27 protein-coding genes are annotated in these 25,273 nt (G+C 68.4%); 17 read left to right on the forward strand and 10 right to left on the reverse strand.

Annotated elements, in window-relative coordinates:
- Nucleotides 1-20 precede the first annotated feature (20 nt).
- Nucleotides 21-593, forward strand: coding sequence for a TetR/AcrR family transcriptional regulator (locus ABEA24_RS34280; protein ID WP_345436104.1), 573 nt, complete (start codon nt 21-23; stop codon nt 591-593).
- A 42-nt stretch (nt 594-635) separates the two neighbouring features.
- Here ABEA24_RS34280 and ABEA24_RS34285 read toward each other — a convergent pair whose 3' ends face one another.
- Together ABEA24_RS34285 and ABEA24_RS34290 are read right to left on the reverse strand one after the other, a co-directional pair.
- Complete coding sequence (locus ABEA24_RS34285; protein ID WP_345436106.1) at nt 636-1,349, reverse strand: hemerythrin domain-containing protein; 714 nt, start codon at nt 1,347-1,349, stop codon at nt 636-638.
- 158 nt (nt 1,350-1,507) lie between these two features.
- Nucleotides 1,508-1,978: a hypothetical protein gene (locus tag ABEA24_RS34290; RefSeq protein WP_345436108.1), complete on the reverse strand. Its 471-nt coding sequence runs from the start codon at nt 1,976-1,978 to the stop codon at nt 1,508-1,510.
- A 538-nt stretch (nt 1,979-2,516) separates the two neighbouring features.
- Here ABEA24_RS34290 and ABEA24_RS34295 point away from each other — a divergent pair.
- From ABEA24_RS34295 to ABEA24_RS34315, 5 genes are all read left to right on the forward strand, one after another.
- A complete protein-coding gene (locus ABEA24_RS34295; RefSeq protein ID WP_345436110.1) occupies nt 2,517-2,795 on the forward strand; it encodes a hypothetical protein in 279 nt (92 codons plus the stop codon).
- Nucleotides 2,788-3,405: a DUF6879 family protein gene (locus ABEA24_RS34300; protein ID WP_345436112.1), complete on the forward strand. Its 618-nt coding sequence runs from the start codon at nt 2,788-2,790 to the stop codon at nt 3,403-3,405. The genes ABEA24_RS34295 and ABEA24_RS34300 overlap by 8 nt, the downstream gene beginning before the upstream one ends.
- Before the next feature lie 5 nt (nt 3,406-3,410).
- A complete protein-coding gene (locus tag ABEA24_RS34305) occupies nt 3,411-4,184 on the forward strand; it encodes a DUF6082 family protein (protein WP_345436114.1) in 774 nt (257 codons plus the stop codon).
- Between the two features lie 84 nt (nt 4,185-4,268).
- The gene (locus ABEA24_RS34310; protein WP_345436116.1) at nt 4,269-4,613 is read left to right on the forward strand and encodes a PadR family transcriptional regulator; all 345 of its coding nucleotides are present in this window, start codon (nt 4,269-4,271) and stop codon (nt 4,611-4,613) included.
- Nucleotides 4,614-4,624: 11 nt separating this feature from the next.
- Nucleotides 4,625-5,242 (forward strand): HAAS signaling domain-containing protein, encoded by a 618-nt coding sequence (locus ABEA24_RS34315; protein WP_345436118.1) that lies wholly within the window; start codon nt 4,625-4,627, stop codon nt 5,240-5,242.
- A 71-nt stretch (nt 5,243-5,313) separates the two neighbouring features.
- Here ABEA24_RS34315 and ABEA24_RS34320 read toward each other — a convergent pair whose 3' ends face one another.
- Both ABEA24_RS34320 and ABEA24_RS34325 read right to left on the reverse strand, forming a co-directional pair.
- A complete protein-coding gene (locus tag ABEA24_RS34320) occupies nt 5,314-5,634 on the reverse strand; it encodes a DUF1330 domain-containing protein (protein ID WP_345436120.1) in 321 nt (106 codons plus the stop codon).
- Nucleotides 5,635-6,340: 706 nt separating this feature from the next.
- Complete coding sequence (locus ABEA24_RS34325; protein ID WP_345436122.1) at nt 6,341-7,315, reverse strand: G1 family glutamic endopeptidase; 975 nt, start codon at nt 7,313-7,315, stop codon at nt 6,341-6,343.
- Nucleotides 7,316-7,857: 542 nt separating this feature from the next.
- Between ABEA24_RS34325 and ABEA24_RS34330 the strand changes: the two genes are divergently transcribed.
- Nucleotides 7,858-8,367, forward strand: coding sequence for a hypothetical protein (locus ABEA24_RS34330; protein ID WP_345436125.1), 510 nt, complete (start codon nt 7,858-7,860; stop codon nt 8,365-8,367).
- Between the two features lie 68 nt (nt 8,368-8,435).
- Here the strand turns inward: ABEA24_RS34330 and ABEA24_RS34335 are convergent, their stop codons facing one another.
- Entirely contained in the window at nt 8,436-8,822 is a 387-nt protein-coding gene (locus ABEA24_RS34335; RefSeq protein ID WP_345436127.1) for a hypothetical protein, read from the reverse strand.
- 232 nt (nt 8,823-9,054) lie between these two features.
- Between ABEA24_RS34335 and ABEA24_RS34340 the strand changes: the two genes are divergently transcribed.
- The 8 genes from ABEA24_RS34340 (at nt 9,055) to ABEA24_RS34375 (ending at nt 16,407) form a co-directional block, all read left to right on the forward strand.
- A complete protein-coding gene (locus ABEA24_RS34340) occupies nt 9,055-9,510 on the forward strand; it encodes a hypothetical protein (RefSeq protein WP_345436129.1) in 456 nt (151 codons plus the stop codon).
- Between the two features lie 182 nt (nt 9,511-9,692).
- On the forward strand, nt 9,693-10,310 hold the full coding sequence (locus ABEA24_RS34345) for an LppU/SCO3897 family protein (protein WP_345436131.1): 618 nt from the start codon (nt 9,693-9,695) through the stop codon (nt 10,308-10,310).
- A 272-nt stretch (nt 10,311-10,582) separates the two neighbouring features.
- Nucleotides 10,583-11,065 carry a YbjN domain-containing protein gene (locus tag ABEA24_RS34350; RefSeq protein ID WP_345436133.1) on the forward strand — a complete coding sequence of 161 codons (483 nt, stop codon included), beginning with the start codon at nt 10,583-10,585 and terminating at the stop codon, nt 11,063-11,065.
- Nucleotides 11,066-11,187: 122 nt separating this feature from the next.
- Nucleotides 11,188-11,613, forward strand: a complete 426-nt coding sequence (locus ABEA24_RS34355) for a hypothetical protein (RefSeq protein WP_345436135.1) — start codon at nt 11,188-11,190, stop codon at nt 11,611-11,613.
- Between the two features lie 446 nt (nt 11,614-12,059).
- Complete coding sequence (locus ABEA24_RS34360) at nt 12,060-14,528, forward strand: MFS transporter (protein ID WP_345436137.1); 2,469 nt, start codon at nt 12,060-12,062, stop codon at nt 14,526-14,528.
- A 236-nt stretch (nt 14,529-14,764) separates the two neighbouring features.
- On the forward strand, nt 14,765-15,241 hold the full coding sequence (locus tag ABEA24_RS34365; protein ID WP_345436139.1) for a MarR family winged helix-turn-helix transcriptional regulator: 477 nt from the start codon (nt 14,765-14,767) through the stop codon (nt 15,239-15,241).
- A 27-nt stretch (nt 15,242-15,268) separates the two neighbouring features.
- Complete coding sequence (locus tag ABEA24_RS34370; protein WP_345436141.1) at nt 15,269-15,700, forward strand: hypothetical protein; 432 nt, start codon at nt 15,269-15,271, stop codon at nt 15,698-15,700.
- Nucleotides 15,701-15,834: 134 nt separating this feature from the next.
- Nucleotides 15,835-16,407, forward strand: a complete 573-nt coding sequence (locus ABEA24_RS34375; RefSeq protein ID WP_345436239.1) for a DUF1349 domain-containing protein — start codon at nt 15,835-15,837, stop codon at nt 16,405-16,407.
- Between the two features lie 82 nt (nt 16,408-16,489).
- Here ABEA24_RS34375 and ABEA24_RS34380 read toward each other — a convergent pair whose 3' ends face one another.
- Complete coding sequence (locus ABEA24_RS34380) at nt 16,490-17,338, reverse strand: MBL fold metallo-hydrolase (RefSeq protein WP_345436143.1); 849 nt, start codon at nt 17,336-17,338, stop codon at nt 16,490-16,492.
- Between the two features lie 53 nt (nt 17,339-17,391).
- Nucleotides 17,392-18,132 (reverse strand): hypothetical protein, encoded by a 741-nt coding sequence (locus tag ABEA24_RS34385; protein WP_345436145.1) that lies wholly within the window; start codon nt 18,130-18,132, stop codon nt 17,392-17,394.
- Between the two features lie 199 nt (nt 18,133-18,331).
- Here ABEA24_RS34385 and ABEA24_RS34390 point away from each other — a divergent pair, with 199 nt between their 5' ends.
- Nucleotides 18,332-19,771: an alpha,alpha-trehalose-phosphate synthase (UDP-forming) gene (locus ABEA24_RS34390; RefSeq protein ID WP_345436147.1), complete on the forward strand. Its 1,440-nt coding sequence runs from the start codon at nt 18,332-18,334 to the stop codon at nt 19,769-19,771.
- Between the two features lie 24 nt (nt 19,772-19,795).
- Here the strand turns inward: ABEA24_RS34390 and ABEA24_RS34395 are convergent, their stop codons facing one another.
- From ABEA24_RS34395 to ABEA24_RS34405, 3 genes are all read right to left on the reverse strand, one after another.
- Complete coding sequence (locus ABEA24_RS34395; protein ID WP_345436149.1) at nt 19,796-20,347, reverse strand: hypothetical protein; 552 nt, start codon at nt 20,345-20,347, stop codon at nt 19,796-19,798.
- A gap of 79 nt (nt 20,348-20,426) precedes the next feature.
- Entirely contained in the window at nt 20,427-21,440 is a 1,014-nt protein-coding gene (locus ABEA24_RS34400; protein ID WP_345436151.1) for a hypothetical protein, read from the reverse strand.
- Between the two features lie 102 nt (nt 21,441-21,542).
- Nucleotides 21,543-24,044, reverse strand: coding sequence for a DEAD/DEAH box helicase (locus ABEA24_RS34405; protein WP_345436153.1), 2,502 nt, complete (start codon nt 24,042-24,044; stop codon nt 21,543-21,545).
- Nucleotides 24,045-24,166: 122 nt separating this feature from the next.
- Between ABEA24_RS34405 and ABEA24_RS34410 the strand changes: the two genes are divergently transcribed.
- Nucleotides 24,167-25,009 (forward strand): peptidoglycan-binding protein, encoded by an 843-nt coding sequence (locus ABEA24_RS34410; RefSeq protein WP_345436155.1) that lies wholly within the window; start codon nt 24,167-24,169, stop codon nt 25,007-25,009.
- The last annotated feature ends 264 nt before the right edge of the window (nt 25,010-25,273 follow it).

The raw sequence follows: 25,273 nt of genomic DNA on the forward strand, positions 1-25,273 counted from the left end.
CATAACTTATGCTGTCCTCCATGGCTCGATGGGAACCGAACGCGCGGGAGCGGCTGGTGCGCGCCGCCGTCGACCTGTTCACCGAGCAGGGCTACGACGCCACCACCGTCAACGGGATCGCCGAGCGGGCCGGACTGACCAAGACCACCTTCTTCCGGCACTTCCCCGACAAGCGGGAGGTGCTGTTCGCCGGCCAGGAGACGCACAGCCGGCTCCTGGCCGAGGCGATCGCCGCGTCGCCCGACTCGGCCACGCCGCTGCAGGCGGTCGCCGCGGCGCTCGACGCCCTCACGGCCACCTTCACCGACGACCGCCGCGAGTTCGCCGCCCGGCTCCGCACGGTCATCGCCGACAACGGCGAACTGCAGGAGCGTGCCGTGTTCAAGCGCATCGGCCTCGCTGGAGCCATGACTGACGCACTCCGCAAGCGCGGCGTGCCGGATCCGACCGCGAGCCTCGCGGCCGAACTCGGCATCCGCGCCTTCCACGACGCCTTCGACCTCTGGTCCGACCGGACCGACCAGCAGGCGCTCGCTGACCTCACGCGCCAGACGCTTGACGAACTACGCGCCGCGATGGCCACACTCGACTAATACTTCAGCTCTCCGGCCGGGCACTCGTCGTACGGCCGGCGGTCAGACGCGCGGGGTGAACTTCGAGAGCTGGTAGATGTCCAGCTTCCGCTCGATGCCGGCGACGCGGTCGACGACGCCGGTGAAGCCCGCAGCGCCGAAGCGCCGGTGTTCCTCGTCCTCGAAACGCTCGCCCATCTCGGCGAACTCACGCGCCGGCATGATGTCGCGGAACGTCGGGAACACGACGGTGTCCTCGCGGGCCTCGTGCGGCGCGTACATCCGGTCGAAGGACCTCATGGCGTTGACGACCCGTTCGCGGGTGTGCTCGTCGGCCAGACCCTGGGCGGTGGCGCCGGCCAGGATGCGGCGGGTGAGGATCCGGCCCATCTCGTGCTGTGTCGTCAGTACGGCGACCGTGTCGACCAGCCGTCCCGCCTTGCGCAGGCGCGGGAAGACGTAGTTCTCCTCGAGCTTCTCGTGGTACTGCTCGATGAACGTACGGATGATGTCGGCGGACTCGCGGAGTGCCTCCGGCGGAAGATCCCGGCCGTGCTGCAGCCGCCGCTCCGCCTCCTCGTAGATCAGCAGGACCCGCTTCAAGACGCCGTGCTCCCGCATGAGGTCCTCGGTCGGCGGGACCTCCTCGGCGGGTGCCGCGGCGACGTCACCGGCCGCCGTACGGTCGCCGGCCGAGGAGAGCAGGACGCCACCGGCCGTCGCCGCCGACAGGCGCAACAGGCGGCGGCGTTCAAAGGCCGGGTCGACACTGTTCATGAGGGACCCTCATCCTCTGGTCGTCGCGGACCCGATGCCCGGGGACGTACCCGCTGAGAGTCCTCAGACGGTGAGGAGTCGGCCAAAGCCGTGCAAGGTTCCTGTCAGCGGCAGGTCCCTCGGCGGATTCAGGAGAGTCCCTGGTCCGTCGATGAGCGTCAGATCAGGCCGCCGGGGTGCCGGTCGGCGAGGTAGGCGCGTCCGGCCTCGGCGTCGCGCGGGGAGAACAGGTAGCGGATCCAGGCCTGCTGCTCGTGCAGGATGGCGCCCATCTCCCACACGCAGTACGTCCCTTTGGCCGTTTCTCCGAACGGGATGAGCTCGAACCCTGCCGCATCCTTGAGGTAGACCGTCTCCCACAGTTCGTTGTCGTTCAGCCACGTGCATACGACCAGGAGATAAGCGTCGCCGACGCGGTGCAGGATGACGAAGCCGAGATCGCCCGTGGGAGTGATCCCGCCGATCTCCGCCCGGAGGATCTCGCGTGCCTCCTTCCGTACGTCGTCGCCGATCTCGTGGTCCTCCCGGTGGAGGTCGTACCACTTGAGCCGGACGCCGGGCAGCTCGATGCCTTCGCCCGCCGAGAGCCGCTTGCGCCGATGCGTGTAGTCAGGGGAGACACTCGTCATGGCTCGACACTAGGCATGCGGCAGGGCCCGGTGTCGAGAGCCACTTCCGGCCATTAGCGGGACGCCAGTCGGCCGCTTAACGGACGTCGACCTCGACGGCGTCGCCGCCGACCGCGTCGCCACGCCCGGCCCCAGCGGCGCCGACCAGGATGCGGCACCGGCTTACCCCCTGCAACTGGCAAGCCGCGGACTGTTCGTCCAAAGGGATCGCAAGGCCGACGTCACGTGTGCACCATCTCGGCCGGGCGCTCGCACTGCTGATGCGTAGGCGTTGCGGCGGTTTTAGTTGCTACTAATGGTTTGTTCGCTCTGACCGAAACGGAATGATGGCGATCCGCCGTTCCTTGCAGGTAAGGCGTAACTTTCCTGTCTCATGACAAATGAGATGCTTGTTGCTGCAAAGCTGCGGAGTGACATGTCCTGGCTGGTTGAAGCCGCCATCACGCATGGAGGATCGGCATAGTTGCCGTCACGGCTGTTGCTCATCATAAAGTCGTGTGTGACAATTCGACTCCAGTCAGGTCGAAGGAGTCGGCAGATGAACGACAGCGTTCGTCCCTGGGAAGCGGATCCCGAGGCGGCTCTTGCGCGCCGTCTAGGCAAGTCGCCTCTGGAACTGGGTAATACCACGGGAAGCCCAAGCTGCCCGGACATCTGGGAGCTCAGCAACGGTGACGTTGCCGTGATAGGGCGAGACCTTACCGAGGTGTACGAGACTCGGCTGCCCGAAGGTGTGAGCGTTGGCGGAGATGAACGACTTGTCATCATTCCGCGCAACGTGCTCATCGCGGCTAAGAAGGACATCCCCGATGCTTGAGACACTACGCTCTGTGCCAGGTGTTCGACTCAACAGTGACGAGTACCTCTCGGACTTCTGGCCCTACTTCAAGAACCTGCATGACGTGTTCCTCAAGCTGGAAAGACGTCAGGAATTCCGCGAACCCGACGAACCTAGTTGGCGAGCGCTTGACGCCGGTGACTGGCCCGAGGCCATCCGCCTCATAGACGGGCGGCGGGATGAGATCCAGGCGCCCGTCCATGAGGTCGATGACTTCGTGCTACGACGCGTCCGGGTCGCTGAGAAGCCGTATACCCCGTACCTCCGCTGGGAGCTTTACTATCTGAGGCTTCGCGCCGAGGCGGGCGAGGACATTCGGGTCATCGATGCTGCTCGCATCCGGGAGGGTGAACGTTCGGGCCCATTGCCCGAACTGGTGATCCTGGACTCGGTCGTTATGTATGAGGTACTGTACGACAAAAAGGGCGATCTTGAGGGTGCGCGGAAGATTCTAGATCGGGACACCATCAAGGCGGCTCGGCGCTATGTCGAAGACCTGTATGCTGCCGCCGAAGATCTTCAGTCGTTCTTCGCGAATGAGCCGTCATCCTTGCCGCCTCCCGTCCCAGGGGTCGCGAAGGGGCAATAGCGTATATGAATAACCGTCGCCCGGTAGAGTGGCTACTCCATGTCGGCAGGCGGCGGCTGTTCATTAACATCCTGATTCTCGTCACCATACTGATGTCGTCCGGATTAGTGGCGCTTTCGCCTTTTGCGTTGACTTATTTGAATGTCCGGAAATCGACAGACTGGAATCAGCTGAGCGCTATCGGGCAGACGTACGGCGCGGCTTCGGCTCTTCTCGCGGGCCTCGCGCTGCTCGGTATTGCGGCCTCTCTTGTTTTCCAGGCACGCGAAGCCAAGGCCACGCGAGAGCAGGCCCTGCGTGCACTCCATGGGGATCTCATGAAGATGGCCATGGAGGATCCCCTTTATCGAGCCTGCTGGGGGGCGTTCTTCTCTAGTGAGGATGAAGACGCTCAGCGTGCCCATATGTACGTCAATATGATCATCAATCATTGGCTTCTCATGTGGGAGTTGAATGCCATCACGGAGGAGCATCTTCGTGCAATAGCACGTGTCGTGCTGTCCGGTGAGATAGGGCACCGTTTTTGGTCTGATGGGCGAGACCTTCGAATGGCCAGCGCCGGCACCAAACGTGAACGCCGGTTCAACCGAATCCTCGATGAGGAGTACCGCAAGGCTCCTGCGCCTCCGCCTCGCATGGAAGTAGAAACCGTATCGACGGTGGAAGTCGCTCCCGAAAAGCGCACACTTTACGCGGTGGTGGCGGGGGTGCTACTGGGCGCGGCTGGTGCTTCGGTGGCGAGAAGGGTGGTCAAAGCCAAGACGGACCATCGAGGTTAGCCATCTCCTCAATCTCTGCGAACCCGTGGAGGCGGCGTCTGGTTGATCTCGACAGGCCATGCGGCGCTAGGTACCATGCGTCGCATGGAACCGGGTGACGCATCGAACCTCCTCACGCAGATGCGAAGAGGCGCGCTGCCGTACTGCGTGCTGGCGCTGCTGCGTCATGAGCAGCGGTACGGCGTCGAGATCGTGCGGCTGCTCGGCGAGGTCGACGGCATGGTCATCAGCGAGGGGACGATCTACCCGCTGCTGTCCCGGCTGCGGCGCCAAGGGCTGGTCGAGACGGTGTGGCAGGAGTCCACCACCGGCCCGCCGCGCCGCTACTACCGGCTCACTTCGGCGGGACACCAGGCGCTGGACGCCTTCACCGCGGAGTGGGAGCGGTTCAGCGGCGCGGTCGAGCATTTCATTGGGAAGGGGACGTGAGGGCGATGACGGTGACCGATGAACTGATCGGGGAGTACCTCGGCCGTCTCGAGGCGGCGGCGCGGGGGCTGCCGCCGGATCGCCGGGCGGAGCTGGTCGCGGAGATCCGGGAGCACATCGACACCGTGCTGGCGCAGAGTCCCGACCGGACCGAGGCCACTGTACGGACGATTCTCGACCGTCTCGGCACCCCGGAGGAGATCGTTCAGGAGGCCGGCGTCGGCCTGCCGGAGACGGCGCCGGTACGGGAGCGGGCGGCGGCGGTCGGGCAGGCGTCTCCTCGGCCGCGTGCGGGTGCCTTCGAGATCGCGGCGGTCATGCTCCTGCTGATCGGCGGCGTCGTCCTGCCCGTGCTCGGCTGGCTTGTCGGGGTGGTGCTGCTCTGGGCGTCCGCGCGCTGGACGCTCCGCGACAAGCTGATCGGCTCGCTGCTGTTCCCCGGCGGGCTGGCCATCCCGGTGTTCTACTTCTTCTTCTGGAGCGGGAGCGCTACCTGCAGCGGGACGGGCGACTGCGAGTCGTCCGGCACCTCGGCCGACACCGTCCTGACGCTCTCGCTGGTCGCTTTCGTCGGCTCTCTCGCGTCGGCGGCGTATCTGCTGCACCGGGCGCGGCGCGCCGGAGACTGACCCTTCGCGGTACGTCGCCCGGCTCCCGTACGGGCCGGGCGCGTCGGTGCTCGGGTCACCTCGGCAAGGTCTCAGGCCAGGACGTCGGTGGCGCGGTGGTCGTCGCCGGTACCGTCGATGAGCAGGATGGCGCCGCGGGAGTGGTCCGCGCGCAGCGGGATGATCTCGCGGTAGGCGGGGGAGTCGTACCAGGCGCGCGCCTTGTCCAGGTCGGGGAACTCGATGACGATCAGGTCACCCGACCAGTCGCCCTCCCGCACGTCGGCCTTGGCGCCGTGGATCACGTAGCGCCCGCCGTACGGCTCCAGGGTCGCCTCGATGCGCTCAAGGTACTCCACGATCGCCGGTCCCGGGGTGACCTCGTGCAGGTGTCCGACGGCGTATCCGGCCATGGCTCTCCTCCATCATTTCTCGGCTCCGGAGCGGGTGTCCGGTTGCTGACAGAGCCAAGAATGGCCGCCCGAGGTAGATTGAGCGATTACGTACGGGGTAATGGGAACGCTGCGGAGATCGGGGCTGGCGGTCCTCTGATCCAGCGGTTAGCGTGAGATCCCGATCAGTGCGGGAGGGGCATAGGTCCATGGGTGACAAGAGCGGCGCTCGTTCGACACCGCGCCGTTCCGCCGTCAGGGCCGCCGCGGTCCGCCTTGCCGTGGTCGGTGCGGTCCTGGGCTCAGCGGGAGTCATGGTCGCCGCTTGCGAGTCGGAACACGGTTCGAGTTGCCCAGGCCCATTCCTGCAGTTCACCGTGCACGGCCAGACCCTCACCGAGGGATCCTGCGCCGGGCAGTACGCCGATCTGGGCCCGGTCCACGTCAAGGTAGGCGATCGGATCACTGCGAAGATCCCCCGATCGTTCTCGCTGTCCGACGCGCGAATGCCGGTGAGCGGAAACGCCTCCGTGCTCCGGTCGGATACGGGAACCGCTCGCCGGCGGGTCTTCACCGCAGTGAGCCAGGGAACGACCAGCCTCAACATCGCCACGTTCTTCTGTGACCGGGAATCGTGGCTCCTGGCGCCGTCGCCCAACCCGACGGCGCCAGGATCTCCCGGAGCCCACAAGCCGATCTGCCGTACGCTCACGGTCACCGTGACAGGTTAGGAACAGCGCTTCCAGGAATTGGTCCAGCCGGTCGACTTGGCCTTCTTGCTTTCCGGGAACTGGGTCGGTGCCGACAGGGGGATTCCGTCGTCGTTCCTCATTGTCAGCTGAGTCCATCCCTTGTACTGATACCCAGGGAAGTCGCCGCCTTCATAGCTGTTGGAGAACGCCGCAGCGGAGAATATCGAGCTGCCCGTTGTCGGCTTCCTCAGGTTGACGTACGACTTTCCGTACGTGGGGCGCTCGGCGATCGCCTCCGCGTATGTTCCGTCGTAGTAGCCCGATACCTTGTGATACCAGCCTGGATTCTTCTTGAGTTTTATCCACGGGCCGAGGGTGACGACCTTCTTCCGGGTCAGGTTGCTGATCTGGAAGACGACGGTCTTGTCGACGCGGTCGTAATAAGTGGTGACGGTGAGCTTGTCACCCGCCGTGACCTTCAGGTTGCTCACTTTCATCTCGGGGAAGGTCGCCGACTTGCTCTGGTTCAACGCCTCCCAGAAGACGTAGTCCTGGTTAGGGCCCTTGCCGCCGAGGTTGTCGACGCCCGCCTGGAGCAGACCCCACTTCTTCCCCTGGATGACCTTGTATCCGCCGATCCCCGACCAGATGGTGTAGCCGGACTTGCCCGGGCACGCGGCGGCGAACTTCGGCTCCACCCACGTGACGTGGGCCGCGGTGAACGCCGGTTCGTTCGGTGTTTTGATAACGACGCCGCCGGACCAGTTGGGGCTGAGGTCCACGAGGGATCTTCCGCTGGACGCCGTCCGTGGCTGCGATGGGAGGTGGTAGACGCCTTCCATCGCGCACATCGTCGGGACCACATAGTCGATGTCGCCGGAGGGGTATCGCTGCTCCCACGCTTTGCGGGCGGGGCCGGACGCCGGCCGGGGCGGAAAACCGTACAGGTGAAGCTGTTCGTCGCTCGCCGTTCGCGGGTTGAAACCGTGCGGCGGCACGGTCACCTTCATCGGTGCGTCCTCGCTGCCGAAGACGCGTACCGTACCCGTCGAGCCGGTCGCACGAGCCGTTCGTCTGCCGGAGCCGTCGATCGGGTAAGTCTGCAGGATCGGGAACGGAGTGCATTTCGGGTCGGCCGTGGCCCTCGCCGAATGGGAGGGCGGTTCGGCGACCGCGACGGCCGGTGGGCCAAGGAGTGCGACTCCTACGACTGGAACAAAGGCAGCATGAAACACGCGATGGCGCGCCATCGGACCCCCGTTTAAAATTGGCTCGGTCATCTGCCGTGATCATCTTAGATAGGCATAAATCAAGTAAGTCGGTATCTGACCGGATTTGGCCAATTCGAGTAAGGCGGCGGCGACTTTCGGTGGTGTCCTCTGTCGGGGCGTGGTCTGCCTTCTCCAGGGACCGCTGACCCGTGCCGACGGCCATCCGTCGCAGGCGGCTTCGTGATCTTGTTGTGATCTTGGTCCGCGAACCGGTCTCGTACGCCCGATGTCTCACCTCACGGACGTGCCGCAAGGGCGCGGCCATCTGTGAAGGGGGAACCATGAACCTCGACCTCCGCCGCCGGGTCCCGGCCCTGCTCGCCGCCACCGCCCTCATGGGCGGCCTGGCCGCCGCCACGGCCGGGAGCGCGTTCGCCGACACGACCTCGCGGACCTCGGTGAAGTGCGCCAAGGCGGCCGGCAAGTACAACCCCGTGCTGATCAAGAAGTTCACGATCTGGGGCCACGACGAGAACACCGGCAAGCACGTCGCGGTCGGTGGGCACCTCGACGTCTACCGCTCGGACGCCTGCAAGACCGTGTGGGCCACGGCGGTGAAGACGGGGAAGTACGCCAAGAAGACGACGGACCTCATGGCCGGCATCGAGTGGACGGACCCGAAGACGCACAAGCAGAAGGTCGCCTACAAGTACAAGCCGACGACGAAGTCGAAGTCGCTGTCGAGCCCGGTCGTGCGCCTCGCCAACAAGACGAAGTTCGACGCCGAGGGCGGGTTCACCGGGAACTACCAGTACATCGGCGGCGGCCGCCTCGTCGCCCGCTTCAAGTAGGTCCCCAACCGAGACGGGTCACCGTCGGCGGCGCGGCCGACGGTGACCCTTGAGCCGAAGGGGCGAGGTCAGCCGTCGCAGGCCTGCTTGAGCTCCTTGCCCGCGCTGATCAGGTCCGAGGAGTCGGGGAACTGCGGGTTGCCGCCGGCCGACGCCTTCACCTGACCCCCGAGCTTCTCCATCGCGGACGCCGCGTGGTTCGCCGCCTTCTCGACGTCGCCGTCCCCGGAGTCCTTGCCCTCCTGCCGCATGGTCGCGGCGCTGTTGACGTACGTCTGCGCCAGCGCGTTCGGGTTGTTGATCTGGGTCATGCCGGTGCGGCTGGTCTGCTGGATGGTGTTCTGCAGCTTCTCGCACGCGGCCTTCTTGTCCGCGCTGCCGCAGGCGGTGGCCGACAGTGCGAGCGCGGTCGTCAGGGCGAGCGCTCCGGCGAAGCGAAGGGGGGTCTGGGTCACTGGTGGATCCTTCGTGATCGTTCGTTCGTGCCGCCCGGGCGGAGGTCCCGGGCCTCTATTCGATACGCATGTGGCCCGTGTGGTTCCAGTGAGTTACGTTGCCGGACGTGTCCCCCTGCGTTCCGTTTGTTCACGCAGGGGGCAGAACCGTAGGGTGACGGTCGCCCGACCATGATCATCTTTGGTCCGGTCCCGCCAGAGGCGCGGTGAATCTCCCCGAAGGAAGTCCTACGTGTCCAAGCGACTTGTCTCTCTTTCCCTGGCAGCCGGAACGGCGCTCGCCGCGCTGGTGCTGCCCGCCGCCGGTGCCGGCGCCTCCGTCACCTCGCAGGCGTCGGAGGCGAACTGGACCGTCCACACCAACATGGTCAAGAAGAAGCTCGCCGAGGGCCGAGGGTTCAAGGCGCTTCGTACGGGCCCGATCTACCTCAAGCTCACGAACACCGAAGGCATCGAGCCGCTCTGGCTGCGCCTCGTCACCTGCGACAAGCGCCACGTCGGGTTCACCGATTGGCGGGACAGCACCTGGCCGCCCCACATGCAGAAGAACAAGTACTACGCGATGACGCTCAACCAGAAGCCGCGGACCCTGAAGAAGGGCACCTGCTTCACGGTGCAGACCAAGGCCTTCGGCATGTTCGTGCCCAAGACGATCAAGGGCAAGGTCAAGGACGCCAAGGCCCTCTGACGCCTCCTATGGTCGGGCGCGGCCGTCGTCACCGGGGGTGATCAATAGGCTCCGGTGCGGGGCGTGGGAGAATCCCGGACGGTTCCCCGTTCCTCTGCTCGGTCGAGCATGATCGTCGGAACGTCCCCCTCGGGGAGGCGACCCGGATGCGGCCCTCCCCGGTTCGTTCACCAGGAGGATCGATGTCCGCGCCCTACCCCCCGCAGCCCTCGCCCCAGGGCGGACCGCCCAACTGGCAGCAGCCCAACCCGATGCCGCCCTCCGGGCCGTCGGCCCCCGGACCCGGCGGGCCGTACGGGCCTCCCCCCGGCGCACCCGGACCCGGTATGCCTCCCGCCGGCGCACCCGGGCCCGGCATGCCTCCCGGCGCGTACGGTGGTCCGCCCGGACCGTACGGCACGCCGCCGGGGCTCACGCCCAACCAGCGCCGGAAGCGCCTGCTGATCGTCGTGCCGGTCGCGCTCGTCGCCCTGGTGGGCATCATCGTCCTCAGGGGGCGTTCGTCCGGTTCCGACGAGGCGGCCGTCGGTGACTGCGTCAAGAAGACGTCGGACCAGACCACCTCGAGCGGCCAGCACGTCACCGGCGACAACATCAAGACCGTCGCCTGCACGGACGCGTCGGCCAGCTACAAGGTCGTCGGCAAGGTCGAACACGTTTCCCGGATCAGTGTCAGCATCAAGGAGATGGACGGCAAGGGCGTCTGCAGCCCGTACCCCTCGGCGACCGTCCGCTACTGGCGTGGCAAAACGGGCGGCGGGGACGGTTACGTGCTCTGCCTCGCCCCGAACCAGCACTGAGCGGTCCCAGGGGTCAGTGCTCGGCGCGGAAGGAGCGGCCGAGGCGGGAGCCCAGGTTTCGGCGTGATGTGGGATCCGGCGACCTGGGCTCCGTGTGCCGTCTCGTTGACCAGGCCTTCACCCTAGGACCGGGACATTTCCCCCATGGTCGAACCGATCGCCCTGTTGTACGGCCGGGGGCTCGCGGGTTCCAGCGGAAAGTTCCGGTAACGCGTCTCCAATGGCGTTGGTGGGGCACAATCTGACTACTGTCCGCGAGAAGGGAGTCACGCATGGAAGCCGAACCTCCGAGTAGCCCGTCCTCCAGCGGTCCGCACGCGTGCGTGGTCCGGCCCGACCTCGAGCTTCTGGAGGACGTGCTGGACCAGTTGGAGATCAGCTCGTTCCGGGACTCCCGTGGCCGCCTGGGCACGAGGTGGCCGTGCTTCAGCCTCTTCTTCACCATCGACGATCAGGACGACGTCTTCTCCGCGCGCACGATCTATGACCACTTCTTCAGCGTGGACGACAAGCCGGAGCTCTGCGCGGTCCTCGACGAGTGGAACCGCGACACCACCGGGCTGAAGGTCTACAGCGCCACCGACGACGACGGCAGTGTGATCATCGTCAGCGAGGCGATGATGCGGATCGACGGCGGGGTGACCCGTGAGCAGTTCGCCGCGAGTACGGCCATCTGGCTCGGGAACGCCGGGTCCTTCCACCTCTGGCTCACCCAGCGGCTCTCCCTCTCCGGCCTCGCCGGCGAGCCGTTCTGACGTCACCCGCCCGTCGGCCGGCCGTTACGGACAGGGCCTCCCAGACCATGATCGACAACGCATATCGTTGATCATCCCGGATCGGGGTGATCCGGTGTGTGCGACGTTCGGCTGGGAGAGACATGAACGGAATGAAGAGGCTCGCCGTGGTGGCGCTGGGCGGCGGCATGGCGCTGGCGGCGTCGGTGGGGACGGCGGCGGCGGCTGGGACGCAGCCGTTTACCCCGGAGCAGGTCTGCGCGACGGTCGGGACCGGTTTCCAGGTGGTCGAGTCGCAGCCGCTGGGCACGGCCGGCGAGGCGCGCGTCTACTGGCTGAACAACGGTACGAGCAACTGTGTGGTGACCCTCAAGCAGGGTTCGTACGTCGGGAACTCCGTCAAGGTCTCGGCCTCTCTGACGACCGGCGCGACCACCAAGGTCGACGGCCCGTCTGCGTTCAAGTACTACGCCGGTCCGGTGACGCAGGCCAACCCGAGCGGCGAATGCGTCGTCTATGGCGGCACGTACGGCTCCTACAAGTTCACCTCGCAGCCGGCCTGCGGCTGACCCGCATCCACGACTGCAAAGGGCCGGCCGGGCCGCATGGCCTCGGTCGGCCCTCTTTTAATGCGCCGAGTCCGGTGTAGATGATGTCGTACGTCCGCCTGCCGGGCGCCTCCATCGCGTCGTAGACATCCGCGGTGACGAATCGGGCGTCGAGGCCGAGTTCGGCGGCGAGCGCGCCTGCCTGATCGACGGCGGGCGCCGAGAAGCCCAGCCCCGTCACACGTGCCCTGTGGCGCGCGACACGTTGCTTAGGGCAACCAAGTAGGATTATAGTTGCTTTGGGCAAGCAAGTAATGATCTTCATCGTCTCCCGGTCATCGCCTCGTCGAGGTCAGACCCGCGCCGGTGAGGACCCTCCAGTCCTCCCGCCTGTCCCCGCGCCGACGCCACCGCGCGGTCCCCGCCACCCCCCACTCCCGTACGGCCATGGGAGCGAAAGGAACTTGATGACAACCGCAGCACCGGCCGAGGTACGGGCGGCGACCGACCACGGCGCGGACGCTCCGATGTCGCATCGGCAGATCATGGAAGCGCTGTCGGGCCTGCTACTCGGCCTGTTCGTCGCGATCCTGTCGTCGACCGTCGTGTCGAACGCCCTGCCCACGATCATCGCCGACCTGCATGCGAGCCAGACGACCTATACCTGGGTGATCACCGCCACGCTCCTCGCGACGACGGTGTCCACTCCCATCTGGGGCAAGCTCGCGGACCTGGTCAGCAAGAAGCTCCTCGTCCAGCTCGGCCTGCTGATCTACGTCGCCGGCTCGGCCTTCGCCGGACTGGCGCAGAACCCGGCGATGCTCATCACCGCCCGGGTGGTGCAGGGGCTCGGCGCCGGCGGGCTCACCGCCCTCGTCCAGGTGATCATGGCGGTGATGATCTCGCCGCGGGAGCGGGGCCGGTACTCCGGCTACATCGGTGCGGTTTTCGCGCTGGCCACCATCGGCGGCCCGCTGATCGGCGGCGTCATCGTCGACACCTCCTGGCTCGGCTGGCGCTGGTGCTTCTACGTCGGTGTGCCGTTCGCCATCGTCGCGCTGCTCGTCCTGCAGAGGACCCTGCACCTGCCGGTCCGCAGGCGGAAGGTCAAGGTCGACTGGTTCGGCGCCACGCTGATCACCGCGGCGGTGTCGCTGCTGCTGGTCTGGGTCTCGTTCGCCGGTGACAGGTACGACTGGCTGTCCTGGCAGACCGGCGTGATGGTCGGCGGCGCACTCGTCATCGCGCTGTTGTTCATCCTCATCGAGACCAAGGCGGCCGAGCCGATCGTGCCGCTGCGGCTGTTCCGCAATCGCACCATGGCGCTGGCCGTGACGGCGAGCCTCTTCGTCGGCGTCGCAATGTTCGGCGCGACGACCTTCCTCAGCCAGTACTTCCAGCTCGCCCGCGGCGACTCGCCGACCAAGGCCGGCATCATGACCCTGCCGATGATCGCCGGGCTGGCCCTGTCATCGACCATCGTCGGCCGGATCATCACCCGCACCGGCCGCTGGAAGGCCTTCCTGGTCACCGGGGGCCTGCTCATCACCGTCGGTTTCGGCCTGATGGGCCTGTTGCGCCACGACACGGTGTACTGGCAGGCCTCGATCTTCATGTTCGCCGTCGGGGCCGGGCTCGGTATGACGCTGCAGAACCTCGTCCTGGCCGTGCAGAACCAGGTGCAGAACCACGAACTGGGCGCGGCCAGCTCGGCCGTGGCGTTCTTCCGTACGCTCGGCGGCGCGATGGGCGTCTCGGCGCTCGGCGCGGTGCTGTCCAACCGGGTCACGCACTACACGGCGGAGGGCCTCGCGCGCCTCGGCGTGCGCGCTGCCGGCGGCGACGGCTCGATCCCCAAGCTGTCGGCACTGCCCGCCCCGGTGCGCGCGGTCGTCGAGGACGCCTTCGGCCACGGCATCGGCGACGTCTTCATGTACGCGGCGCCGTGCGCGCTGCTCGCGCTGCTCGCCATCCTGTTCCTCAAGGAGGTGCCGCTGCGCAGCGCGAACCACGAGCACCAGGCGGCACCGGCGGTCGCCCCACACGCGGCGCAGGCCGTCCCGCGAGCGGCGGCGGCCGCCCCGCGCGCGCCGGAGGCCGCCGTACGCGGCCAGCACGCCCGGCGTGAGGAGCCGGACCTGGCCGGCCGGCTCGTCGCCGCCGAGGTCCGGCAGGGCGGCGTCATCCGTGGCATCGTCCGCAACGCCGACGGTACGCCGGTACCCGCCGCGGCCATCACGCTGATCGACATCCGGGGCCGCCAGATCGGACGTGCGGTGGCGCGGGCGGACGGCCGCTACGAGGTGGCCACCCCTGGCAGCGGCACGTACGTGTTGATCGCGGCGGCCGGCGACCACGACCCGCAGGCCGCGACTCTGGTCACCGGCGACCGGCCGCTCGACTTCGACCTCGTCCTCACCGGCAACGGCGGCCTCGCCGGCATCGTGCGGGACACGAACGGCACGCCCGTCCCGGGCGCGACGGTCGTCGTCACCGACGTCCGCGGCGAGGTCGTCGCGAGCGGGGTGACCGACGCCGAGGGCGGCTACGCCTTCGCCCAGGTGGTCGAGGGGACGTACACGGTCGCGGTCAGCGCCGAGGGCCACCGCCCGGCCGCGGTGCCGGTCGAGGTCGGCGGAGACTCGGGCGTGACCCGGCAGAACGTCGAGCTGCGGCCCGGCGTCCGGGTCGCCGGAACCGTGCAGGCGAACGGCCGCGGCCCGGTCACCGATGCCCGCGTCACGCTGCTCGACGCGGCCGGCAACGTCGTCGGCGTAACCGTCACCGGCCCGGACGGCCGGTACTCCTTCGCCGACCTGACCGGCGGGCAGTACACCGTCACCGCCGCCGGGTACGCACCCGTGGCCAGCTCGGTCAGCCTGAACGGGCACGACGAGGACGCACACGACGTGTGGCTCGGCCACCCGGCAGCGTGACCGCGAGGACCGGGCCGGCCCGCCCCGGCCCGGTCCTCCGGCTCGCTCCGGTGGGCCCTGTCCCGGAGCGGGTTCGGACGCTCTGCGGGTGGGGTCGGCTCCTCCGAGGCCCCGGCTGCATCGGGACGGTTTCGCGGCGGGCCGTGCCAGTCTGGACGGAAGCGCGAAACCGGGCCGGGCGGGGTGGGATCATGCCATTCGGCCTCGCCGAGGGCACGGCTCAAGGGAAGCGAACGATGACCGAAGCACCAGTCTCGACCGGTACCGGCAAGCACGAGGCGTATCACGCTCTCGAGCACGAGATCGGCGTCCTGCTGCGTCGCGCGCGGGCGCTGTCCGCCCAGATGATGCGCGAGGTTCACCCCGAGCTGGACTCCACGGCGTACGGGCTGCTCGTCGGGTTGCGCGAGTGCGCGCCGGCCCGGCCCAGTGACCTCGCGGAGTACTTCGGGATCGGCAAGGCCACCATGACCCGCCAGTTGAAGGTCCTGGAGGACCTCGGCCTGATCGAGCGGAGGCCCGACCCCGACGACCGGCGCGCGCACCGGTTCGACGTCACCGCCGAGGGGCGCCAAAGGATGGACACCATCAGCACCGCCCGCCAGGACAAGTTCCACAGTCTGCTCGCCGCCTGGCCGGAGGACGACGTCCGCGTCCTCGCCACGATGCTCGCCCGCTTCAACCGCCTGGTCGGCGGGGTAAAGATCGATTAACTTTCCGCTGCCAGTAATCTTCGGCGGATGCGGCGAATACTCATCTTCTGCACCGTTGCCGGGATGCTCGCGTCGGCCACCGCCTGCGGTGGGGGTTCCAAGGCGAAGGACGACACCGCCTCTGCCAGCCCGAGCGAGAAGGCGGCCGGCTCCGGTGGCGAGGCCAAGAAGTCCGGGGAACCGAAGTCCAAACCCGCGGGGGGCGCTCACGCGGTCGTCCTGGAGGTGCTGGGCTCGGGGGAGCTCCCAGGGATCTACTACCACGCGAGCAGCAACGGCACGGCCACGAACGCGAAGCTGCCGTGGAAGAAGACCGTCAACGTGAAGGGCGGCCTGCTCGCCGTGCTCGCCAACGCGCCGTCGCAGCAGAAGGTCACCTGCCAGATCACGGTCGACGGGTCGGTCGTCGTCAAGAAGACGGGCGAGGTCGCCCAGTGCCGGTACACCCTCAAGAAATGAACGCCCGGCGCACTCTGTACGAACTCCGGGCCGCGGCCTACTTTTTCCTTGGGAGCGCTCCAAAACACCCCTGGCGGACCTAAGGAGACGGTGTGGCGCGTGCAGTCGGGCAACTAGGCATCCCCCGCATTCCCGTGTCATTGCGGTGGGATGGGGAGCCGGCGAGTTCGTACACGATGACGGACGACGGACTCGAGATCTCTGCCGGTCCGGGCACGGACCTGTTCATCGACCCGCAGCGGACGGCCGTGACGCTGAACGCGCCGCACCTGCTCGCCTGCGCGGAGGGGGACTTCCTGCTCAGCGCCCGCGTCCAGGTGGACTTCCAGTCCACGTTCGACGCGGGCGCGCTGCTCGTGTGGCTGAACGACCGCGCCTGGGCCAAGCTCGCCTTCGAGCTGTCCCCGCAGCGGGAGCCCATGGTCGTGTCCGTGGTGACGCGCGGCACGTCCGACGACTGCAACGCCTTTGTCGTGGACGGGGGCCAGGTCTGGCTGCGGGTGGCGCGGGTCGGCACGGCGTACGCCTTCCACGCTTCCACCGACGGCGCGTACTGGCGGCTCATCCGCCACTTCGCGCTCTACGCCTCGGAGGTCCCGTCGTACGGCTTCGAGGCGCAGTCGCCCACCGGGGCCGGCTGCACCGCGACGTTCGACGCGATCGCCTACGAACCGAGACGCCTGCTGGATCTGCGCGACGGCTCCTGAGCCACGACCGCGAACCGAGACGCCCGCTGGACCTGCCGTCCACGAGCCGAGACCCGTGCGGCGGCTCTTAAGCCACGGTCGCCTACGAGCCGAGGCGCCCGCTGGACCGGCGGGACGGCTCCTGAGCCGTCGTCCTCCGGCGTTCGAGCTCCACCGGGTCGTGGGCGGAGAACATCGTGACGTCGCCGGCCCGGGCCAGTTCCCGGAGCCGGCCGACGTTGTGCAGCCGGGTCGTACGGTCGGCCTGGACGAGGGACTGGAAGGCGCGCAGGCCGGGCGGGCAGGCACCGGACTCGACCTGGCGGTGATGGAAGTAGGCGTCCCCGGCGTGCAGGAGCCAGCCGTCGCCGGTGTCCACCGCGACGCCGGCGTGGCCGCGCGTGTGCCCGGTGAGCGGGATCAGGAGGAGCCCGCCGGGGAGGCCGCGTACGGATTCGAACCCGTGCCAGCGTTCGCCGCCGGGGTGGTGCTCGACCCAGCGCGGGCGGTGCGACCACACCGCGGTCCGGTAGCGCTCCCGCTCGAGCAGCGTCACGGGCCGCCGGGCCGCTTCCAGCTCCGCGACGTGTACGTGGACCTCCGCCTCGGGGAAGTCGGTGAGCCCGCTCGTGTGGTCGACGTCGAGGTGGGTCAGCACGATGTGGCGTACGTCGGCGGCGGCGTACCCGAGTGCCGCGACCTGGCGGACGGCCGTCTCGGCCAGGTCGAGCCGGGGCCGGGTCATCGCGGCGAAGGAACGGCCCAGGATCTCCTTCGGCCGGGCGACGGCCTGCGTGCCGATGCCCGTGTCGACCAGGATGAGGCCCTCGTCGGTCTCGATGAGCAGGCAGTGGCAGACCAGCCGGGCCGACGCGAGCCGGTCACCGCTCCCGTTGAGGAGGCGTCCGCCGAAGGGGAACATCGTGCCGCAGTTGAGGTGATGGACACGCATACAAAACCCCCCAAATCACCGCCGTCCCGGGGGGTCATCGTAGGGCAGCGTGATCAGCCATGACGAGCCCCTGGCTCGGCGGACACCGCTTTTCTCGACGCGCGGCGGAGCCGGCCGACGGCGGGGACGGCGAGGGCGGCCAGGATGCCGAGGGCGATGGCGACGACGTGCTCGCGCCCGGCCAGGTTGGGCAGCAGGGTGACCTCGGTGACCATCGCGGTGAGCAGGACGGTCATGGTGCGCGGGGCGTGGCGGACGCAGCACACGTACGCGACGAGCGCGACGACGGCCGCCGACGGGCCGGTGTCGGAGACGTACCGGGAGATCCACGGCAGGCCGATGATCGAGTCCGGTCCGAGGTAGCACATGATCCGGCCGCTGAGCGTGCACAGGAAGGTCGCGGTCAGCGCGACCGTCAGCGTACGGCGCCAGCCGATCAGTGCCTCGGCGATCCCGAACACGACGAACACCTGCAGCAGCGAGCCCCACACCGGAAGGTTCGGCGCCGGAGCGTACATCGACGCGGGTAGCCGGACGACGGCGAGGTAGAACGGGGTGGAGGCCGAGACGTCGCTGATCAGGCGGACGATGTACGTGCCGAGCGAGGTGAAGTGGAGCGACCAGAGGATCAGCACCGTGGCGGACGATGCGAACGCCAGAGGCAGCCGGCCCCGCCGCAGCCGGGCCAGCGGCTCGGCGGTCAGCAGTCGCAGCTCGGCCAGGATGCCTGTGATCCAGGCAGGCCGGAGGCGTCCGGGGTGCCGGCCGGGGAGAAGACCGGTGGCGGTGCTCACATCATTTCCTCGTGGGGGAGGCCCGTTCACGGGGCGTTCTGGACCCTTGGCGTAATCATCACCGAGGGAGGGCCTCGCGTCCTCACACCGCAGGCTGATTCTGGCTCCACCGGAAGGTGGAGCGACCCTCCGGTGTGACACTGATCGCGAAACGTGTTCAAGAGGGGTCGAATAGTCCGATTTGGGGAGGAAGGGGGATGTGGGAGCGTCTACGAAGAGTGAATTTGTTGTCGTCGCCAACCGGCTGCCCGTCGACCGTGTGATCGACGAGGACGGCGCGGCGTCGTGGCGGCGCAGCCCGGGCGGTCTCGTCACCGCGATCGTGCCGGTCATGCGGCGCCGTGGCGGCGCGTGGGTCGGCTGGGTCGGCGCACCCGACGAGCAACTGGAGCCCTTCACCGCCGACGGCATGGACCTCGTGCCCGTATGCCTGACCGCGAAGGACATTGAGCGGTACTACGAGGGCTTCTCCAACGCCACCCTTTGGCCGCTGTACCACGACGTGATCGTCCCGCCGGTGTACAAGCGGACGCTCTGGGACGCGTACGTCCGGGTCAACCGGCGCTTCGCGGAGGCGGCCGCCGAGGTCGCCGCCGAGGGCGCGGTCGTCTGGGTGCAGGACTATCAGCTGCAGCTCGTCCCGAAGATGCTCCGCGAGCTGCGCCCCGATCTGCGCATCGGCTTCTTCCTGCACATCCCGTTCCCGCCGATGGAGCTGTTCGTCCAGCTGCCGTGGCGACAGCAGATCCTCGAAGGGCTGCTCGGCGCGGACCTGGTCGGCTTCCAGAGCGCCGACGCCGCCGCGAACTTCGCCCGGCTCTGCCGGCGCCTGTGCGACGCGAGGACGCATCGGAACCAGGTCCTCGTCGACGACCGGATCGTCCGGGCCGAGGCGTTCCCGATCTCCGTGGACGTCAAGGAGCTGATCGACCTCATCGGGCAGCCCGAGGTACGGCAGCGGGCCGCGCAGATCCGCGAGGACCTCGGCAACCCGGCCACGATCCTCCTCGGCGTCGACCGGCTCGACTACACCAAGGGCATCAGCCAGCGGATCCAGGCGTTCAGCGAGCTGTTCCGCGACGGAAAGCTGAAGAGCGGGGACGCGGTGTTCGTGCAGATCGCGACGCCGAGCCGCGAGCGGGTCGAGCAGTACCGCATCCTGCGCGACGACATCGAGCTGCAGATCGGCCGGGCCAACGGGCTCTACTCCGAGCTCGGCGCCCCGATCGTCAACTACCTGCACACGTCGTACACGCGGGACGAGCTGGCCGCGCTCTTCCTCACCGCCGACGTGATGGTGGTGACGCCGCTGCGGGACGGCATGAACCTCGTCGCCAAGGAGTACATCGCCTGCCGGGCGGACCTGCGCGGCAGCCTGCTGCTCAGCGAGTTCGCCGGCGCGGCCGAGGAGCTCAAGCGCGCGTTCCTCGTCAACCCGTACGACATCGACGGGATGAAGCAGAAGATGCTGCAGGCCATGCACGCCGATCCGGCGGAGCAGAACCGCCGGATGCGGGCGATGCGCAAGCGGGTGATCGAGTACGACGTCGACCGCTGGGCCCGCGAGTTCCTGGAGGCTCTCGAAGGCCCGCACATCGGGAAGGAGCCCGCCGTCGAGGAGGCCGCGCCCGCCGTCTGACCGGCAGGCGCCGCCTCCGCAGCGTCAGTGGAGGGTGCCGGACTTGACCGTGTACGTGTAGGCGCCGCGCTTGTCGTTCGACACGTCATAGTCGAGCTCGGCGACCGCCTGCCAGGTGCCCGCCTTCTTGGCGGCGGAGGCCGGGATGCCGACGAGCTGGAGCGGCTGCTTGCCGCGGACGGACCACAGGTACCGCTTGACGTACTGGCCGACGCCCCGGTGCTCGACGACCTGCGTCTTGCCGTTGAGCTTCAGCGTGATCTTGATGACGGTGTGGTTCGTGGGGTACTTGAAGTCGAACCCCTTCGTGCTCGTGCCGTTCGCGTGCATCATCGGCTTGATCCAGGCGACGACGTCCGTCTTCTTCGTCTCCGAGTTCTTTTCCGTGCCGATGCAAACCTTGATGTCCCAGGTGGGGTCCTTGTACTTGGGCACCGGGACGGTCTTGGTCTCGGTCCGGCACTTCAGCGCGGTCGTGGTGGCGGCGCCGGCGGCCGGGGCGACCGCCGCCACGGTGCCGAGCACCGCCACGGACGCGAGAGTGCCGGTGATCGTACGCTGCGCGAGATTCAACATGACTCCTCTACAGGGAACGTACGCAGCAGTATGGTGATCTTGATCGGCGGTGGACAGGGACCAGAGGATCAATCTCGCGTCAGCCGCCCGCCGGGGGCACGGCGGGTTTGACGTGCGCCCACCAGTCGCGCAGCTCTTCCGGGGCGTGCGCGCCCTCGACCGTCAGCGAGCCCGGCATGAGCGGGAACCGGCGGCCCGGGCTCCACGTCCGTGGGTACGTCGGCGGGTCGAGCACGACGATCCGGGTGCCGCCCACCTCGGGGATGTCGGCGGGGACGCCCTCGTTCCAGATCCAGGAGCCGTGCGCGTCGACGAGGTTCCAGACGCCGGCGACCGGGGGTGTGCCCGGCTCGACTTCCTGGTCCATTGACGAGGCCACCCAGCGCGGGTCGGGCGCCTCCCCGGGCATCCCGCCCGGCCGGATCAGCGCGTGCGCGAGGAGCGTGTGCAGCTGGAAGTTGTCGCCGACCCCGCCGATCACGACGGTCCACCCGCGCCCGGTGGCACGGTCCAGCACCAACAGGCGCTCGCCGTCGAGGACCTTGAGCAGGTCACGGACGTACTCCAGCTGCCCCAGGTACGGCGCGGCCTGGTCCACCACCGAGACCTTGAAGTCGCGTTCGGCCACGGAGGCGCGGACGGCCTGGTCGCGGGCGAGCATCGTGGAGGCGGCCATCGCGAACTGCGGCAGCGCCCACCAGGACTCCATCGTGACGCCCGCGCCGTCGCCGAGCTCGGGGTGCACCGTCTCCCAGACCTCCCGGGACGGCTCGTGCTCCATCGGGTCCGGGGGCGCGCCGCCGGTCGCCTTCTCCCAGGCGCCCGCGAAGGCCAGGGCCGCGGCCGCCACCTCGACCAGCCGGTCGATGACCGCCGGGCCTGCGGGGCCCGCGTCGGCGCCGTTCTCCACCAGGGCACCCGCCAGCACGGCCACCCAGCCACCGAGGTGCGGGGACGCCTCCGCGATCGCGCCCGCCATCGCCCGGGCCCCGGCGGTCAGCCGGTCGGCGGGAAGGCCGGCTGCCTGCTCCTGCACCGCCGGAAGAAGGGGGCCGAACGCCTGCTGGTCACCGGCCAGCGCGGCGTTCGCCAAGTTTGCGCATATCTGTTCAAACACACCGATTACAGTGCCACAACCGTCCGACAGGCTCGGAACGAGCGCCGGATCAGGGCGCGGCGGTCGTTCCGCTGGATCTCAGAGCCGGTCGACGGACGTGACGTGTACGACCGCGCGGCCCGCCTCGTCGGAGGCGCGCAGGTCGACCTCGGCGCCGATGCCCCAGTCGTGGTGGCCGGCGGGGTCGTCGAGGACCTGCCGGACCCGCCACACGTCCGTCTCCCGCTCGATCTGCAGGAGCTTCGGGCCGCGCGCGTCCGGGCCGGTCTGGATCTCGTCGTGCTCCTCGAAGTAGGCGTCGAGGGCGTCGGCCCAGCGGTCGGCGTTCCAGCCGTCCTCCGCGTCCATCTCGCCGAGTTCGTAGTACTTCTCCAGGGCCGCCAGCTCCACCCGGCGGAACATCGCGTTGCGGACCAGCACCCGGAACGCCCGCTCGTTCGCGGTGACGGCGGTGACCTTCTCCTCGATCCGCGTGTGCTGCTCGGCGGTCTCCGGGTGCTGCAGCTGCTCCCACTCGTCGAGGAGGCTGGAGTCGACCTGGCGGACCAGCTCGCCCAGCCACTCGATCAGGTCCTGCAGGTCGTCGGTCTTCACCGAGTCGGGCACGGTCTGCTGCAGGGCCTTGTAGGCGCTCGCGAGGTAGCGCAGCACGATGCCCTCGACGCGGGCGAGCTGGTAGTACGCGACGTACTCGGAGAAGGTCATCGCCTGCTCGTACATGTCGCGCACGACCGACTTGGGCTGGACCGGGTAGTCCGCCACCCACGGGTGCCCGCGCCGGTAGATCTCGTACGCGCCCTCGAGCGTGTCCACCATCGGCTTGGGATAGGTGATGTCCTGGAGGAGCTCCATCCGCTCCTCGTACTCCACGCCGTCCGCCTTCATCTGCGCGACGGCCTCGCCCTTGGCCTTGTTCTCCTGAGCGGCGAGGATCTGCCGGGGATCCTCCAGGGTCGACTCGATCACCGACAGCACGTCCAGGGCGTACGACGGTGAGGACGGGTCGAGGAGCTCCATCGCGGCCAGCGCGAACGTCGACAGCGGCTGGTTGAGCGCGAAGTCCTCCTGCAGGTCGACGGTGAGGCGTGCGTACCGGCCCTCGTCGTCCGGCTCCTCGAGCTGCTCGACGACGCCGCCGGCCAACAGGCTGCGGTAGATCGCGATGGCCTGCGAGATGTGGCGGCGCTGCCTGGCGCGGTCCTCGTGGTTGTCGGTGAGCAGCTTCTTCATCGCCTGGAAGGCGTTGCCCGGCCGGCCGATGACGCTGAGCAGCATCGCGTGGCTGACCTGGAACCGCGACTGCAGCGGCTCCGGGTCGGCGGCGATGAGCTTGTTGAAGACCTCCTCGTCCCAGCCGACGAAGCCCTCCGGCGCCTTCTTGCGCACCACCTTTCGGCGCTTCTTCGGGTCGTCGCCGGCCTTGGCGAGGGCCTTCTCGTTCTCCACGACGTGCTCGGGGGCCTGGGCGACGACGTAGCCGACCACGTCGAACCCGGCCCGGCCCGCGCGCCCGGCGATCTGGTGGAACTCCCGGGCCCGCAGCCGCCGCACGCGGCTGCCGTCGTACTTGCTCAGCGCGGTGAACAGGACGGTACGGATCGGTACGTTCACCCCGACGCCGAGCGTGTCGGTGCCGCAGATGACCTTGAGCAGCCCGGCCTGCGCGAGGCGCTCCACCAGGCGGCGGTACTTCGGCAGCATCCCGGCGTGGTGGATGCCGATCCCGTGCCGGACGAGCCGGGACAGCGTCTGGCCGAACTTCGTCGTGAAGCGGAAGTCGCCGATCAGCCTGGCGATCTCCTCCTTCTCGGCCTTGGTGGAGACGTTGATGCTCATCAGCGCCTGGGCGCGCTCGGCCGCGGCGGCCTGGGTGAAGTGCACGACGTAGATCGGGGCCTTCTGGTCCTGCAGCAGTTCCTCGATCGTCTCGTGCAGCGGCGTCACCCGGTACTCGTACTTCAGCGGCACCGGCCGCTCGGCGGAGGTGACGACGGCCGTCGGGCGGCCGGTGCGCCGGGTGAGGTCCTCCTCGAAGCGCTTCACGTCGCCGAGCGTCGCCGACATGAGCAGGAACTGCGCCTGCGGCAGCTCCAGCAGCGGGATCTGCCACGCCCAGCCGCGCTCGGGCTCGGCGTAGAAGTGGAACTCGTCCATGACGACCTGGCCGATGTCGGCGTCGGTGCCCTCGCGCAGCGCGATGCTGGCCAGCACCTCCGCGGTGCAGCAGACGATGGGGGCGTCGGGGTTGACGCTCGCGTCGCCGGTCATCATGCCGACGTTCTCGCTGCCGAACATCTCGATCAGGTCGAAGAACTTCTCCGACACCAGGGCCTTGATCGGCGCGGTGTAGAAGGTGACCTGGTCACGGGCGAGCGCGGAGAAGTGCGCCCCCGCCGCGACCAGGCTCTTGCCCGAGCCGGTCGGGGTGTTCAGGATGACGTTCGCGCCCGAGACGATCTCGATGAGCGCCTCCTCCTGCGCGGGGTAGAGCGTGATCCCCCGCTCGGTGACCCACTCGCTGAAGGCTTCGAAGACGGCGTCGGGGTCGGATCCCTTGGGCAGACGGTCGATGAGGCGCACACGTCAATACTGCCCGTCCCCACCAAATCGCGGGACCGCGCCTTGCGCGGACGACACTTGCCGGACCAAGATCACTTGCCGTTGTGATCTTGCATCACCCCCCGCCAGCAACCAGGAGAACAATGAAGCTGACCGCATCCGCCGCTGCCCTCGCGGCGGCCGTCCTGCTCGCCTCCCTGCCCGGAGCCGCCGAGGCGACGGCACAGACGACCAGCGGCAAGGCCCTTCCGAGCGTGAACATGGAAGCCCTTGTCAAGGCGGCCCAGATCGACCCGCGGCGGTCCGACACCAAGCTGACCCCGGGCGCCAAGGCCAGTGTGCTTCTCGTCGAGCGGGCGCTGCGCGACCGGCACCTGCTCGACAAGAAGTGGGTGGACGGGTCCTTCGGCACCACCACGGTCGCCGCCTACGCGAAGTATGAGAAGTCGCTCGGCTACAAGGGCCTCCAGGCCAGCGGCCTGCCGAGCAAGGCGTCGCTCGTCAAGCTCGGAGCCGGACGCTTCAAGGTCACCCACATCATCGGGCCGGGTGCCCGGGTGCATGTCGGCAAGTTCGTCATCAACACCCGCACGCGGAGCATGCTGGCTGAGGCGCAGCGGCTGCTCGGCCGCAAACTCGTGCTGGACCAGGGCTCCTACAACCCCGGCGGTGACCCCACCTCCGCCGGCACCCACGACGGTGGCGGCGTCGTCGACGTCAACGTCAAAGGGATGAGCTCCGCCACCCGCGTCGCGGTCACCCGCGCTCTGCGCCGTGTCGGCTTCGCGGCATGGGTGCGCAGTCCCAAGCAGGGCAACTGGCCGTGGCACATCCACGCCGCCGCCATCAGCGACACCGACCTGTCCCCCCAGGCCCAGAACCAGATCGGTGACTACTACCTCGGCCGCAACGGCCTCGCCAACCGCGGCCCCGACGACGGACCGAAGGTCACCATCCGCACCTGGGAGGAGTACAAGCTCCACTGACCCACCCGAATCCGAGCGCCGCGTTCCTCACCGTGGCGACCGCCGCAGCGGCGCTCGGTGGGGCGGTGCTCGGCACCGCATCGCCCGCCTCGGCGGCGAGCCGCAACGGCACGTGCGAAAGCGCCGTCGGAGACGTAGACGTCCCGGCGTGAGCCTGGCTCGCGTTCCCGCCGGATCATGTGAACCTGAGAGAGGTAGCGCACCGCGCCGGCGATCGCGCACACGTCAGTGCTGCCCGTCCCGGCCAAATCGGGGGACCGCGCC

This window comes from Actinoallomurus vinaceus (assembly GCF_039542055.1).
In the GTDB taxonomy this organism is placed as follows: Bacteria; Actinomycetota; Actinomycetes; order Streptosporangiales; family Streptosporangiaceae; genus Actinoallomurus; species Actinoallomurus vinaceus.